This is a genomic window from Paenibacillus sp. BIHB 4019 (genome assembly GCF_002741035.1).
GTDB lineage: Bacteria > Bacillota > Bacilli > Paenibacillales > Paenibacillaceae > Pristimantibacillus.
The window spans coordinates 6,163,513-6,177,494 of sequence record NZ_CP016808.1 but is presented as its reverse complement, the minus strand read 5'-3'; the positions used below and the strand labels follow the sequence as shown (position 1 = coordinate 6,177,494).

Sequence of the window (13,982 nt, the reverse complement as noted above, 5' to 3'; positions counted from 1 at the left end):
TTTCGGTGATGGGGGAAGAGGCTTATGCGAACTCTCGTTATGAAGTTTGGAGGAACCTCGGTATCATCCGATTTTGCCAGAAATCATTGTTTGGAGCATATTAAGCGTGAACGCGAAAATGGTTTTCAGCTCGTCGTTGTCGTTTCGGCTATGGGTCGCCTAGGCGACCCTTATGCTACGGATACGCTGCTTGATTTAGTACGAAGCAATGGTGACTCGCTTCCGCTGCGTGAGCGGGATATGCTGCTGGGCTGTGGTGAGATGATTTCTGCCGCGGTCTTATGCAGCTTGCTTTGTTCAAAGGGCATTCCCGCTACCATCTTAAGCGGATATCAGGCAGGCATTATAACGGACGGGCATTTCGGCCAAGCGAGAATTACCGACTTGCGTCCGGAGCAGCTTCTAACGAAGCTTGGTGAAAATAAAGTCGTTATCGTTACCGGTTTTCAAGGCGGTAACGAAAGCGGAGAGCTGACTACGCTCGGCCGTGGCGGGAGCGATACGTCGGCGACTGCACTTGGCGCTTCGCTGCGTGCAGAGCGAGTAGATATTTATACCGATGTTAACGGAATTTTGACAGCTGATCCGCGAATTGTGAATGATGCAAAACCGCTTCTTGTCGTCAGCTATGCAGAAATTTGCAATATGGCTCGTCAAGGGGCTAAGGTCATTCACCCACGCGCTGTTGAAATTGCCCAGCAAGCCAGAATACCGATTCGTGTGCGCTCGACCTTTTCGCTCGATGAAGGAACGTTAGTAACGGATAGCCCGCTCCATGCTACCGGAATGGTAAGTGACCGTCATGTAACAGGCATTGCGCATGTAGCGGGCATTACACAAATTTCGGTGCAGACGGTCGAAGGCAAGGCGGACGTCCAGCTGCAGGTTTTTCAAACGATGGCCCGTCATCATATTAGCGTAGATTTTATAAATGTGACGCCAAGCGGAGTCGTCTATACCGTATTTGATTACGATGCAGCGAAGGCTGTAGCCGTACTGACGGACTGCGGTTATGCGCCAACCGCGATTAGCGGCTGTGCAAAGGTATCTGTCATTGGCGGCGGCATGAACGGTGTTCCAGGCATTATGGCCCGTATTGTAGAGGCCCTTACGCTGCAGGGAATTGCTATAATGCAGGCGGCGGACTCCAATACGACCATTTGGGTACTGGTTAAAGATGCGGATATGGCATCTGCGCTGCGTGCGCTGCATGCCAAGTTCGAGCTTCATTTGTAGCAGGAAACAAAGGCAATAGACTTGTTTTGCGAAGCAAAGCTTTGGGCCTGAGCTTGCGAAGAAGCTTTTGCTTTGCGAAACTTGAATGTAGATAGCTTACGAAGTAAGTTTTGCTCCGCAAAACTTTAAGACTATGCTTACGAAGTAAGTTTTGCTCCGCAAAACTTTTAGGAGGAGTCAAAATGGAATATGGAAGGTTAGTTACGGCGATGGTCACCCCATTCGATGCCGCTGGCGGAATTGATTGGGATGCGACTGGGCGATTAATCGATTACTTAATTGAAGAGCAGCTTAGCGAGAGTCTTGTTGTATCCGGTACGACGGGGGAATCTCCTACACTTACGGATGGGGAGAAAGAAGCGCTATTTCGTTTTTCGGTAGAGCGCGTTGCTGGACGGGCTAAAATTATCGCAGGCACAGGAAGCAATGATACGGCTCATTCCATCCATTTGACAAAGGTGGCAGAGGCGTGTGGAGTTGACGGCGTGCTGCTTGTTGCTCCTTATTACAACAAGCCGAGCCAGGAAGGCCTTTATCAGCATTTTAAAGCGATTGCGGATTCGACGAAGCTTCCGGTTGTATTGTACAACGTTCCGGGCCGTACAGTCGTGAATATTTCGGTTGAAACGACGCTGCGCCTAGCGGCGATTAGCAACATTGTAGCTACAAAAGATTGTGCATCATCGGAACAGATTATTCAGCTTGTAGCAGGCGCTCCAGAGGGCTTTAAAGTTTACAGTGGCGACGATGCGGCAACGCTCCCGACTTTAGCAGTAGGCGGTTATGGCATTATTAGTGTAGCTAGCCATGTTATCGGCAAAAAAATGAAGCAGCTTATCGATGCTTATGTGAGCGGAGACGTTGCTTTGGCGGCTAAGCTAAATGCTGAATGCTTCCCAGTATTCAAGGGTTTGTTCGAATGTCCGAACCCGGTACCGAACCCGGTTGCTCTGAAGCATGTAATGGGACTGAGCGGCTTCCCGGTTGGCGGAGTTAGACTTCCTTTGGTAGGCGTTACCGAATCGGAAGCTGAATTTTTGCAAAACCTCGTCGATTCATCAACTGCATTTTAATTCAAGCTCTTCATAAATCATTAAGCTGGTGCCTAGGCGCCAGCTTTTTTTTATTCACTTTATTTATTTTTCCTAGCATGCACTTTCATATTATTCCAATTACAGCTGCACTCCCTATTTTTTATATGCAGCCGGTGATGGGGGCAATATGCGGTTTTAAAAGCAATGGGTGAAGAGGAAGAAGCGGAGGGGAAAGGTTTGGGAGTGAGAAGCGCGAGCGTTCGCTTTTGCCTTGTGATTTCTACCGCTGAAGCTTTTACGGTTCGGAGAAATCACAGGGGAATGGCGATCGACCCCCAAACCTTTCACGCAGCGCCCTAACCCGATCCCATTCTTTTACACTGGACAAAGCCTCTCAGCCTTGTATTCGATCTTTTTCATCATGTATAATAAGTTCAAGTGATCGGGTGCGGAAATGATTTGCAAATTAAGCTAAGAATGGAGCAGCTTCCTTCTTGTTTAACAGGAAAAAAACATGACCTCATCAGGTTGGAAAAAGGAGGGATAGTCATTGTCCAAAAAGAATGTGCAGGATAAACTGTTGATTTTTGCATTAGGCGGTATTGGTGAAATTGGTAAAAACATGTACGTCATTCAATATGACAATGATATTGTAATTGTAGATGCGGGGCTTAAGTTTCCGGAAGAGGATATGCTCGGCATAGATATAGTTATTCCGGACATTTCGTATTTGAAGGAAAATCGCGAGAAGGTGCGCGGCATTGTCATTACACATGGACATGAAGATCATATCGGCGGGCTTTCCTATATGCTGCGCAGCCTCAACGTTCCGGTATATGCCACGAAGCTGACGCTGGGACTGATTGAAGGCAAGCTGAAGGAAGCAGGACTGCTGGGCGAAACGAAGCGAATATTGATTAATGCGGATTCGGAGATAGAGCTGGGCAGCATCCAGGTATCCTTTTTCAAAACGAACCACAGCATTCCTGACTCCGTAGGCGTATGCTTGGAGACGCCAGAAGGTGTCGTCGTACACACAGGAGACTTCAAGTTTGACCATACGCCAGTCAATGAGCAATATGCTGACATTAAGCGGATGGCGGAAATCGGGCAGAAGGGCGTACTTGCGCTGCTGTCTGACAGTACGAATGCGGAGCGTCCAGGCTATACGCCTTCAGAGAAAAATGTAGGGGAAGAGCTTAAAGATATATTCCGCAAATCGCCGCAGCGTGTCGTAGTTGCAACGTTTGCTTCCAACGTTCACCGTATCCAGCAGGTCATCAACGCAGCTATTGCTACGGATCGCTATATTGCTGTAGTAGGACGCAGTATGGTCAATGTGGTCGGAATCGCTGGAGAGTTAGGTTATTTGAACATTCCAGACGGCATGATTGTTGAACCGGAAGCAGTAAATAAACTGGCCGCGGATCGCGTCGTTATTTTATGTACGGGCAGCCAAGGAGAGCCCATGTCAGCTTTGACACGCATGGCGCGCTCGACGCATCGTAAAGTCGATATTTTGCCGGGAGATACGGTCATTATTGCAGCGACGCCCATTCCGGGCAATGAGCGGTATGTAGGGCGGACAGTGGACGAGTTGTTCCGTCTTGGAGCGAACGTCATCTATGGTCCAGGCTCGGTATCTGGAGTCCACGTTTCTGGTCACGGCAGCCAGGAAGAGCTGAAGCTGATGCTTAATCTGATTAAGCCCAAATATTTTATACCTATTCATGGTGAATACCGGATGCTGCGTCAGCATGCTTTGCTGGCCGAGGCGGTTGGCATTGAGAAATCCAATATTTTCGTTATGGAAAATGGCGACACTGTAGAGGTGCAGGGGGGCAAGGCGCGCAGAGGCTCGAAGGTTCCAGCAGGCAATGTGCTGATTGATGGTCTTGGCGTTGGCGATGTCGGCAATATTGTGCTGCGGGATCGCAAGCTGCTGTCTCAGGATGGCATTCTCGTCGTTGTAGTGACGCTGCGGAAGCAGGAGGGCACCATTGTGTCCGGACCGGATATTATTTCGCGCGGCTTCGTTTATGTACGTGAATCGGAAGGTCTGCTCGATGAAGCGAACAAAATTGTGTCTGCTACGCTGCTGAAGCTGATGAACGATAAAGTGAACGAATGGGCTTCGCTAAAAACGAATGTCAAGGATGCACTGGGACGTTTTCTCTATGAGAAAACGCGTCGCCGGCCAATGATTTTGCCGATTATTATGGAAGTGTAGTTTAAAAATAAAAAGGAGTGACGGACGCCCGGATAGCCGGAACGTTCGCCACTCCTTTTTTTCGTTGAAACAGAGCAGCCGATTAGGATTTTGCTGCTATAGTAGCGCTGCTGTCGATTTTAGCCTTGCCGCCGCTGCCAATCCAGGTACGCTTCCATTCCTTTTGAATGAACGCGAGCATGAGCATGCTGAGCAGGGCGATACTGCTGAGAATGAGGAAGCCTGGCGTGTAGGAGCCGGTTGATTGATATAGGCTGCCGAGAATAAGGGGGAGGAAATAACCGCCAACACCGCCTGCTGCGCCAACGATACCGGTCATTATGCCAATCTCTTTGCCAAAGCGCTGCGGTACGAGCTGGAATACAGCGCCATTGCCTGCGCCGAGACACATCATGCCAAGGAACAACAAGGTACTTACTGCATAGAGTGGAGGCAGCAGGGAGATGGAAGCTAGCATAACACCAGCTCCAACATACAGCGACATCAGGACGCGAATCCCCCCCAGCTTATCAGAGAGCCAGCCGCCTACTGGTCGAAAGAAGCTTCCGGCAATGACACAAATCGTTGTAAAATCTGCCGCCTGTATGGCGGAAAGTCCATACTGCGTATTGAAGAAAATCGTCAAATAGTTCGACATGCCGACGAAGCCGCCAAACGTTACACTGTATAAAAGACAAAATAGCCAAGCGTCCTTTTGCTTTAGAACCTGCGCATATTCGGAAAGTTTTTTAGGAGCAGGCTGATTCGGACTTTCTTTTGCAAAAATCGTGAATATTACAAATACGACTGCAATAGGGATGAGGGCGAGTCCAAATACGGCTTCCCAGCCGCCAAAATGCTGTGCCAGCCTGTTCGCAAAAAGCGTTGTCAAAACCGTACCGCTGTTTCCGGCTCCAGCAATACCCATCGCAAGTCCTTGATATTGTGGCGGATACCATCTGCTGGCAAGCGGAAGCGCTGCTGCAAAAGATGCTCCAGCTACACCGAGCAATAAAGCGACAAAATGGAGCTCAGTTAACGAGTCAACGAACTTCCAGCCCCAAATAAGCGGAATCATAGTGACGAGCATGCCGATTTGGCCTGTTCTTTTTGGACCGATATGGTCTGTCATGAAGCCAAGCACAAGCCGGAGCACCGAGCCGCCCAAAATCGGGAGCGCTACAAGCTTCGCTTTTTGTGCAGCATCCATCGGATAATCGCTGGCGATGACGACAATGAGCGGCCCCATCAAAATCCAAATCATAAAGCTGATATCGAAATACAAGAAAGAACTGAACAAGGATGGTTTATGTCCACTTTTCCAAAACGCTTTTTTATCTAACATGTCTCTCTCTCCTCTATGATTGATTTTCACGTGCTCAGTCAGCATGGATGATGGCGGTTCTCGCATTCCCGGGGTGCATGGCGCACCGCAATTCCAGCTGTACATATGAAGAAAAGGCCGCAGTCTGCCCCAAGCTAAAGCTCGGACGGATTGCGGCCTCATTGCCGAACGCCAGCACGACTCTGTGCGGACGATAGTTGCTCACCTCATTGTGAACTCAAGCTGAATTATAGAATACCACTCAAGTCATGTCAACAAATATTACATAAAACTTTATTTTTCTTTAGTTGCTTAATTTGCGTCATATATATTGACATGAATGTCGAATTCTTTTATGCTCATCATAATCCAAATATAAGGCTGCACAATGATGTGCCGCCGCCCGCCGGCAATGAAGCCCGCTCCCTGCAGACAGGGAACGGGCTTTTATGCTTATTTTCAGCTATAAGAAGGAGGAGTCGAGCATGGCAGTTGCCCGTGTAGATCGTGTTCATATAAAAAAAGGTTTTAGCGTTGACGAAGCGGTTCGCTGTTTACTCGAACATACGCTTCCAGGAAAGGTGGAGCAAGTGCTTTTACAGAAAGCTGCTCAGCGAGTGCTTGCCGAGGATTTTTACTCCCCATTTCAAATGCCGCCTTTTCGCCGAGCAGCAATGGATGGATATGCGCTCCATGCTGCTTTTACGCAGACGGCTTCACCTGGCAACCCGATTCGGCTTATTGTAACTGGCGAGGTGCAGGCAGGGGCGGGAGAAATAGCTTGGCATACGGGCTCTGGCAGCCGTCCTCTCATTAATGAACAGCTGACGGCCGTACGTATTTTTACAGGAGCTCCTGTGCCCAATGGTTTTGATGCTGTAATTAGGCAGGAGGAGATTCAGTCGCCGCCGAGCCTGCATGGACAGCAATCGGATGCCGCTACGTGGGGGATGTCGCAAATTCAAATCAATCAGCCCGTGCAGCTGGGGAAAAATATTGCCGAAGCAGGCGAGGATATAGCTGAAAACAGCCTCGTCATTAAAAAAGGCACCATGCTTGGTTCGAAGGAAATGGCCATTCTCGCCTCTTTTGGACAGGAACACGCTTCTGTAGTCGCTCAGCCGGTAGTTGCAGTCATTCCTGTTGGAGACGAGCTGCTGCTTCCAGGCCAGCCCTTGCAGCCTAATCGGATCTATGATGCCAATGGCTTCGCCGTGGAAGCGTTTCTACAGGAGCAGGGAGCATCGGTTATTCGTTCCTTGCCCATTAAGGATGATGCCAAAGTAATTGCTATGGCGATTAAGCTAGCTGCTGAGCAGGCGGATTTGGTTATTACAACTGGCGGCATTTCGGTAGGTGATTACGATTGCGTTGCTCATGCGGCAGACTGCCTTGGTTTTGAGCCTTTGTTCACGAAAGTGATGATGCGCCCTGGGCCGCATTCATCGGCATTTATAAATCAAGGCAAGCTGCTGATCAGCTTGTCTGGCAATCCTGGAGCATGTTACACAGGGCTTGTGCTGTTGGTGAAGCCAATCGTAAAACATGGGATGGGGCTTGATGGAAGTGAGGCGGAGTGGAAGCAAGCTATATTAATGGACGATGTGGATAAGCCTTCGCCGTATCCCCGTTATATTCGCGCATTTGTGTGGATGGAGCAGGGGGAATGGCGGGTTAGGCCGCTGCCGAACGATAAATCGGGAAATATTGCTGCTTTTGCCGGGGCAAATGCATTGGCAGCCATTCCTAGTGAAGGCCTTCAGGCAGGAAGGCAGGCCGCATTTCTTAGTTTGACTTAATGAGGGGTTGCCATTTTGGCGATTTTACAATAATTCGGCCGTAAAGTGACGTTTTGCAGGAGCAGGGGCATAAATAAACGCGACATTCCCATACTATGACGAGCCGTAGGTTCAGCCAAAACGGTATTAGCCTTGTTCAAGAGGGGGAATTCGCCGATGTGGCCGTATTCAATGAGTTTAACAGGAGAACAGCCTGAGCCGTATGACGAAGAGAAGAAAAAGGCGGCTGGAGCCCTTGACGCTTTGCAGCAGTTGGGCCAGGTAAACATTCCTCAGGCCGAGTCCAATATTTTTTGCATGACGATTATTGGACAGATTGAAGGGCATATGGTGCTGCCGCCGCAAAATAAAACGACAAAATATGAGCATTTGATTCCACAGCTGGTCGCAGCCGAGCAAAATCAAAAAATTGAAGGTGTGCTGATCGTGCTCAACACAGTTGGCGGTGATGTGGAGGCGGGGCTTGCTATTGCAGAAATGATTTCTTCTTTGTCAAAGCCGACAGTTACGCTCGTACTCGGTGGCGGACATTCGATTGGCGTTCCGATAGCTGTAGCGGGCAACCTATCCTTCATTGCTGCGACAGCAACGATGACCATACATCCGATTCGCTTAAATGGCACCGTGATTGGCGTTCCCCAAACGTTCGAATATTTGGATAAAATGCAGGAGCGCGTCGTTCGTTTCGTTACGATGCACTCCAAAGTGTCGGAAGCGACTTTCAAGGAATTGATGTTCAAAACAGGAGAGCTGACACGCGATATCGGAACAACAGTCATTGGCGGCGACGCAGTTCGCCATGGCTTGATTGATGCGGTAGGCGGTCTTGCAGATGCGCTTCGGGAGCTTAAGCGGCTAGTAGAGGAGCGCAGGCAGGCGGGAATGCCGGGGGTGTTTAACTAATGTCTGTTCTATATACGATTGTTCCGCTGGAAGAAGTGCTGGCGGGCTGGCAGGCGGAGGAGGAAATCAATCAGGGCCGCGAAGTTTGGGTGGATGGCGTATATATGCAGGTAGAGCCGATTGCGCCAGGGATGGGCAAAGTCATTCGACTCATTCATTGCGGGCTGGACGATTATTTAAATCCGCAGCTTTCGCCAGGAGCTGTTGTCAAATATTGATAAAGGATTTTGCTGTTTAAGGGACTATCGAACGAATAGGAACATTTGTCCACCTATGGTATAATGTTTTACCGGGGGTGACGAACGTTGGCTAAGAAAAGAAGGGGCAAGAAATCGCTCGCAGCAAATTTGAAATATGAGGTTTACGGTATTTTACTCATTACGGTATCGATTATTGCTTTATCGGGAGAGGCGACGGTAGGACGTTCATTGTCCAAACTGTTCGGCCTCTTTCTGGGTAAATTTTACTTTGTGATTGCACTGATTGGCATATATGTGGGGCTGGTCGTGATGGTCAAACGGATGTGGCCGAAAGGCTGGTCCAATCGGAAAACAGGCATGCTTGTGCTCGTGCTTGCCTTTACGCTGTGGAGCTCCATTGCGGAAATCGACCGCAAGCTTGGGGATACGACACTGCTGTCTGGCAAAGTGATTTTGAATCAGTTGGACAGCGACTTAAGGGGAGAGCTGCTTACTTCCAACCCGCAGGATTTGCGCCCGCTTAAGGACAAGGCCATTAGTGGTGGTTACGTTGGAGCGCTGCAATATTCCGTACTTTTCACCTTGTTTGGGAAAATCGGAGCTCAGTTGCTCATGCTCGTCATGATTGCAATTTCCATTATGCTCATAACGGGGAAATCGTATGTGGAGCTGTTCAAGACGCTGCGTACCCGCTTTGTCCGTATGCTCAAGCTGCTCGCAGCCAAATGGTCGGATTATTCCGCCGAGCGGGCTGCAGCACAATCATCTAGAAATGCAAGCGTAGTATCGTCAGCAAGCACCGTGCTTACTTCGGACAATACAATTGACGATGATGAAGAGGATTTTGCGCCCCGTCCAGTCAAAAACAAAAAGTCATTGTTTTTCTCCTGGCGACAATCCGATAAGGCGAAGGCTGCCGCCAGCCATGACGAATGGGAGCTGGAGGATGATCCGCTTCACGGTGAGTCTGGCCGTGGCGAAGAGGGCGCGGCAGTACCGCATTGGGCGGAAGATTGGGATCAGGATTGGGACAGTGAGCAGGATGAATTTGCTGCCCAAACCGCGCCTAGCACAGCAGCTTCCTCAACAGCTGCTGCAGTTCCACTGCCAGAGACAAGCGCTAGCTTATGGCCTAGCGAGCAGGAGGATTTGGCTGCTAAAGCTGCCCAGCCGTACGCTCATTCCGACATAACGGATGAGCAGGAATGGTCAGAGCCATGGAGGCCGCAAGAAACGCAGGAGCAGCAAGAGCTGGTACATATAGAAGGAAATGAAGCAGAAGATTCGGAGTATGACGCAGCCGAGCAGGCGAATGAGGCATTTGGGGAGCAAGCTGTTCAACAAGGTGATGATGAATATGATGAGCCTTTATTGGATAGCGAGAGAGCGGCAGATGGCCATTTGGACGCTGCTGCAGTCCCTGGCTCAAACGCTGCAAGCAATGAAGCGAACCAACAAGCAGCCGAAAGCAAGCCGGCGCTAGCCGCATCAAACGTCCCGGTAGTCAAGCCGTACGTTTTACCGCCGTTTACTTTGCTGTCCAAGCCTAGCCATATGGTTAGAGGCGGCGTTGGCTCCAGTTCCATGGAGGCGAAGCTTAAGCTGGAGCGCACACTTGAAAGCTTTGGCGTGAAGGCGAAGGTGCTTGATCCCGTTATCGGTCCGGCCGTTACCCGTTTTGAGGTTGAGCCGGCATCGGGCGTGAAAGTTAGCAAAATTGTCAGCTTGACTGATGATATTGCACTTGCGCTTGCAGCTAAGGATATTCGGATGGAAGCGCCTATTCCAGGCAGATCGGCCATCGGCATTGAAGTGCCGAATATGGAAATATCGATTGTTACGATGCGCGAAGTAATGGAAACAAAGGAATTTTATGATTCCCCTTCCAAGCTGTCGATTGCCTTCGGCCGTGATATCGCGGGCAAGCCAATCGTGGGCAATTTGGCGAAAATGCCCCATTTGCTTGTAGCGGGAGCGACAGGGTCCGGTAAATCAGTCTGTATAAACGGTATTATTACTAGTATTTTGTACAAAGCAACGCCGGATGAAGTGAAGTTTCTCATGGTCGATCCGAAAATGGTGGAGCTAAACGTATACAACGGTATCCCGCATTTGCTGGCGCCAGTTGTAACTGATCCGCGTCGCGCATCGCTTGCGCTTAAGAAAATCGTAGTCGAGATGGAAAAACGCTATGAGCTGTTTTCCAAATCGGGAACGCGAAATATTGAAGGCTATAACACTTTAATGGCAGACAATCCGAAAGCGGTTCTGCCTTACATCGTCGTCATCGTCGATGAGCTTGCCGATTTGATGATCGTAGCGGCTAACGATGTCGAGGATGCCATTGCCAGACTCGCGCAAATGGCCCGTGCGGCAGGCATTCACCTTATTATTGCAACGCAGCGTCCGTCTGTTGACGTCATTACCGGTGTTATTAAAGCGAATATTCCATCGCGGATTGCTTTTGGCGTTTCCTCACAGGTCGATTCGCGAACGATACTCGACATGGTCGGAGCGGAAAAGCTGCTCGGCCGCGGCGATATGCTTTACTTGCCGATGGGTACCTCCAAGCCGACGCGGGTACAGGGCGCATTCCTTTCCGATCAGGAAGTAGAGGCGCTTGTCGGTTATGCCCGAGGGCAGGCAGAAGCGGAATACAAAGAAGATCTTGTACCGGAAATTGAGGAGGAGACGGCTAGCTCCGACGAGGTCATGGACGAACTGTATGATCAGGCCGTTCAAATCGTCGTCGAAGCAAAGCAAGCGTCGGTATCCTTGCTTCAACGCCGCATGCGTATTGGCTACACAAGGGCTGCAAGGCTCATTGACGAGATGGAAGCCCGTCATATCGTGGGGCCATACGAAGGCAGCAAGCCGCGTGAGGTGCTGCTCACAATAGATCAGCTCGAAGCGGGACGAATCAGTTCTTAAAATGTCAGCAGCGAAAAATTTTGCATAGAAGCTGCACTGATTTCTCATACTAGACTTAGGCAACGCTGCTAATTAGCGTACTATCTTGTAAGAGAAAGGCAGATCCTTCTATGAAAAAGCGACTAATGGTCATAACAGCAGTACTCGTTTTCGTCTTGTTTGGCTCCTACTCTCTCCGGCATATGCATCAAGTCAAGACTTCGGAGACGTTCAGTAATGCTACGCTCAAGGTTGGTTCCTCGGGCAATGATGTGTACGAGCTGCAAGGCAGGCTGAAGCATCTTGGATATTTCAGCGGCAAAGTGGATGGACAGTTTGGAGCAAGCACGAAAAATGCCGTTACCTGGTTCCAATGGAAATTTGGAATGAAGGCCGACGGTGTAGTTGGAGCTTCGACAAAGCTGAAGCTTTGGGAAGCGACTAAAGCCTGGAAGCCGGCAGCAGCAGAATCTTCATCTGGACAAGCTGGCTCGGGCAATACAGCTGCGCCTAGCAAAGGCGGCGGAGGTGGAAGCTCGCTTTCCAAGGGCAACAAGCTGGGCCTCAGCGCCAATGATTTGAAGCTGATGGCCAACGCCGTTTACGGCGAATCCCGAGGCGAGCCTTATGAGGGGCAAATAGCCGTTGCAGCCGTCATTTTAAATCGGCTGCAATCGACGAGCTTTCCGAATTCGATTTCGGGCGTTATTTTTCAGCCGGGTGCCTTTACCGCGGTTGCAGATGGCCAAATTTGGCTGACGCCAAATGAAACTGCCAGCCGTGCGGTGATGGATGCCATCAATGGCCAGGATCCATCAAATGGCTGCTTGTATTATTTTAATCCGGAAACGGCAACCTCGAAGTGGATATGGACCCGGCCTCAAGTGAAAACGATAGGCAAGCATATTTTTTGCATGTAGAGCCTGTAAAGAAGCAACCGTTCTGCCTTAACGCAGCTCTGGTTGCTTCTTCCTTTTCGCATCGGTTAGAATGGTATAGGAAGCTCGAAATTGGAATACATTTACTTGAAGCATAGAACGTTATGCTTTTTGTAGGCATAAGAATTTAGTTTGGAAGGAGCTAGCGAAGGTGACACTTTTCGAAAGAGGACAATTTGGTCGAATACGGCTGCATGTGCTGCCAACTAAGCGTTTCAAGACGTTCGCGATTTCCTTGTTTGCCGGGCGAGTGCTTGCAGAAGACACAGTTACAGAGACAGCTCTTATTCCTTTTGTGCTGCGCAGAGGGACGGCGGCGACGCCTGAGACGAAAGCATTTCGCGAGCGGCTCGATGATTTGTACGGTGCCGGCTTCGGCTTTGATGTATATAAGCGTGGAGATTCTCAAATCGTTCAATTCCGCATGGATGTTATTAATGATCAATTCGTATCTTCGGACACGCCGCTGCTTGCCGCGTCATTAGGACTGCTTGGCGAGGTGCTGACTGAGCCGCTGCTGGAAAATGGCGCATTCAGCCGTAAATACGTCGATGCGGAAAAAGTGACGCTCACGAAGCGGCTGGAGTCCATCGTCAATGATAAAATTCGCTATGCCGCTGAGCGCTGCGTTGAAGAAATGTGTGCGAATGAGCCTTATAGGCTGCATCCGCTTGGCAAGCTGGCTGTAATTGACGAGATAACCCCGGAATCTCTCTACAAGCAATACAAGAAGTGGCTTGATGAAGCCGCGCTCGATTTGTACGTAGTAGGCGATACTACGCTTGAGGAAGTGACAGCTTACGTACGTGATGCATTCAAGCTGACAGACGGAGCAGCGGCAAATTATCCAAAGGCAGACGTTACCCATCAGGTGCGCGACGTTCATACGGTTGTTGAACGGATGGATGTGACCCAAGGGAAGCTTAATTTGGGCCTGCGTACGGGCGTCGCTTATGGCGATGACGATTATGCAGCAGCACTTATGTATAATGGTGTGCTGGGCGGATATCCGCACTCCAAGCTGTTTTTAAATGTGCGCGAGAAGGAAAGCTTGGCTTATTATGCCGCTTCCCGTCTTGATGGACATAAAGGCATATGCACGGTGCAGTCAGGTATTGAAATCGAGAACTATGAGAAAGCGGTCAATATTATTCGCGAGCAGCTTGAGAGCATGCGTCAAGGCGAGCTGTCCGAGCTTGAAATGAGCCAGACGAAAGCGATGATAGCGAATCATTTGCGCGAGCTGCAGGATTCCGCTTATGAAATGATTGCTTACGATTTTAACGCGGTGCTGTCCGGCAAGGAAAGAAGTGCCGAGAAGCTGCTTGAGCAGGTGCAGGCCGTTACTGCTGCTGATATTGTCAGAGTCGCACAAAATGTGCAGCTCGATACGATTTATTATTTGCGTGATCGGAAGGAGGCGTAACCA

Annotated in this window: 10 protein-coding genes; 9 read left to right on the top strand and 1 reads right to left on the bottom strand. The window is 49.8% G+C overall.

All coding sequences use genetic code 11. The features are described from left to right. Window positions 1-24 precede the first annotated feature (24 nt). From dapG to BBD42_RS26680, 3 genes are all read left to right on the top strand, one after another. Window positions 25-1,236 (top strand): aspartate kinase, encoded by a 1,212-nt coding sequence (gene dapG / locus BBD42_RS26690; RefSeq protein ID WP_099520641.1) that lies wholly within the window; start codon window positions 25-27, stop codon window positions 1,234-1,236. A 182-nt stretch (window positions 1,237-1,418) separates the two neighbouring features. Further along, window positions 1,419-2,309, top strand: a complete 891-nt coding sequence (dapA, locus tag BBD42_RS26685; RefSeq protein ID WP_099520640.1) for a 4-hydroxy-tetrahydrodipicolinate synthase — start codon at window positions 1,419-1,421, stop codon at window positions 2,307-2,309. Window positions 2,310-2,820: 511 nt separating this feature from the next. Then, window positions 2,821-4,500: a ribonuclease J gene (locus BBD42_RS26680; RefSeq protein WP_099520639.1), complete on the top strand. Its 1,680-nt coding sequence runs from the start codon at window positions 2,821-2,823 to the stop codon at window positions 4,498-4,500. 82 nt (window positions 4,501-4,582) lie between these two features. Here BBD42_RS26680 and BBD42_RS26675 read toward each other — a convergent pair whose 3' ends face one another. After that, window positions 4,583-5,824: a nitrate/nitrite transporter gene (locus BBD42_RS26675; protein ID WP_099520638.1), complete on the bottom strand. Its 1,242-nt coding sequence runs from the start codon at window positions 5,822-5,824 to the stop codon at window positions 4,583-4,585. A 464-nt stretch (window positions 5,825-6,288) separates the two neighbouring features. On the opposite strand from BBD42_RS26675, the gene BBD42_RS26670 reads away from it, so the two are divergent. The 6 genes from BBD42_RS26670 to yfmF all read left to right on the top strand — a co-directional run bounded on the left by BBD42_RS26670 (window position 6,289) and on the right by yfmF (window position 13,979). Then, the gene (locus tag BBD42_RS26670) at window positions 6,289-7,602 is read left to right on the top strand and encodes a molybdopterin molybdotransferase MoeA (protein ID WP_172455646.1); all 1,314 of its coding nucleotides are present in this window, start codon (window positions 6,289-6,291) and stop codon (window positions 7,600-7,602) included. Between the two features lie 156 nt (window positions 7,603-7,758). After that, window positions 7,759-8,505 carry a ClpP family protease gene (locus tag BBD42_RS26665; protein WP_099520636.1) on the top strand — a complete coding sequence of 249 codons (747 nt, stop codon included), beginning with the start codon at window positions 7,759-7,761 and terminating at the stop codon, window positions 8,503-8,505. Next, complete coding sequence (locus BBD42_RS26660) at window positions 8,505-8,723, top strand: YlzJ-like family protein (protein WP_099520635.1); 219 nt, start codon at window positions 8,505-8,507, stop codon at window positions 8,721-8,723. The genes BBD42_RS26665 and BBD42_RS26660 overlap by 1 nt, the downstream gene beginning before the upstream one ends. Window positions 8,724-8,810: 87 nt before the next feature. Beyond that, the gene (locus BBD42_RS26655; RefSeq protein WP_099520634.1) at window positions 8,811-11,636 is read left to right on the top strand and encodes a DNA translocase FtsK; all 2,826 of its coding nucleotides are present in this window, start codon (window positions 8,811-8,813) and stop codon (window positions 11,634-11,636) included. 110 nt (window positions 11,637-11,746) lie between these two features. Continuing rightward, complete coding sequence (sleB, locus tag BBD42_RS26650; protein WP_099520633.1) at window positions 11,747-12,535, top strand: spore cortex-lytic enzyme; 789 nt, start codon at window positions 11,747-11,749, stop codon at window positions 12,533-12,535. A 169-nt stretch (window positions 12,536-12,704) separates the two neighbouring features. Further along, on the top strand, window positions 12,705-13,979 hold the full coding sequence (gene yfmF / locus BBD42_RS26645) for an EF-P 5-aminopentanol modification-associated protein YfmF (RefSeq protein WP_099520632.1): 1,275 nt from the start codon (window positions 12,705-12,707) through the stop codon (window positions 13,977-13,979). Window positions 13,980-13,982: the final 3 nt, after the last annotated feature.

What these genes read in the sequence shown, in the direction of transcription:
- dapG (WP_099520641.1), top strand. Translation starts at nt 25, where the DNA reads ATGCGAACTCTCGTTATGAAGTTTGGAGGAACCTCGGTATCATCCGAT.
- dapA (WP_099520640.1), top strand. Translation starts at nt 1,419, where the DNA reads ATGGAATATGGAAGGTTAGTTACGGCGATGGTCACCCCATTCGATGCC.
- BBD42_RS26675 (WP_099520638.1), bottom strand. Translation starts at nt 5,824, where the DNA reads ATGTTAGATAAAAAAGCGTTTTGGAAAAGTGGACATAAACCATCCTTG.
- BBD42_RS26670 (WP_172455646.1), top strand. Translation starts at nt 6,289, where the DNA reads ATGGCAGTTGCCCGTGTAGATCGTGTTCATATAAAAAAAGGTTTTAGC.
- BBD42_RS26665 (WP_099520636.1), top strand. Translation starts at nt 7,759, where the DNA reads ATGTGGCCGTATTCAATGAGTTTAACAGGAGAACAGCCTGAGCCGTAT.
- BBD42_RS26660 (WP_099520635.1), top strand. Translation starts at nt 8,505, where the DNA reads ATGTCTGTTCTATATACGATTGTTCCGCTGGAAGAAGTGCTGGCGGGC.
- sleB (WP_099520633.1), top strand. Translation starts at nt 11,747, where the DNA reads ATGAAAAAGCGACTAATGGTCATAACAGCAGTACTCGTTTTCGTCTTG.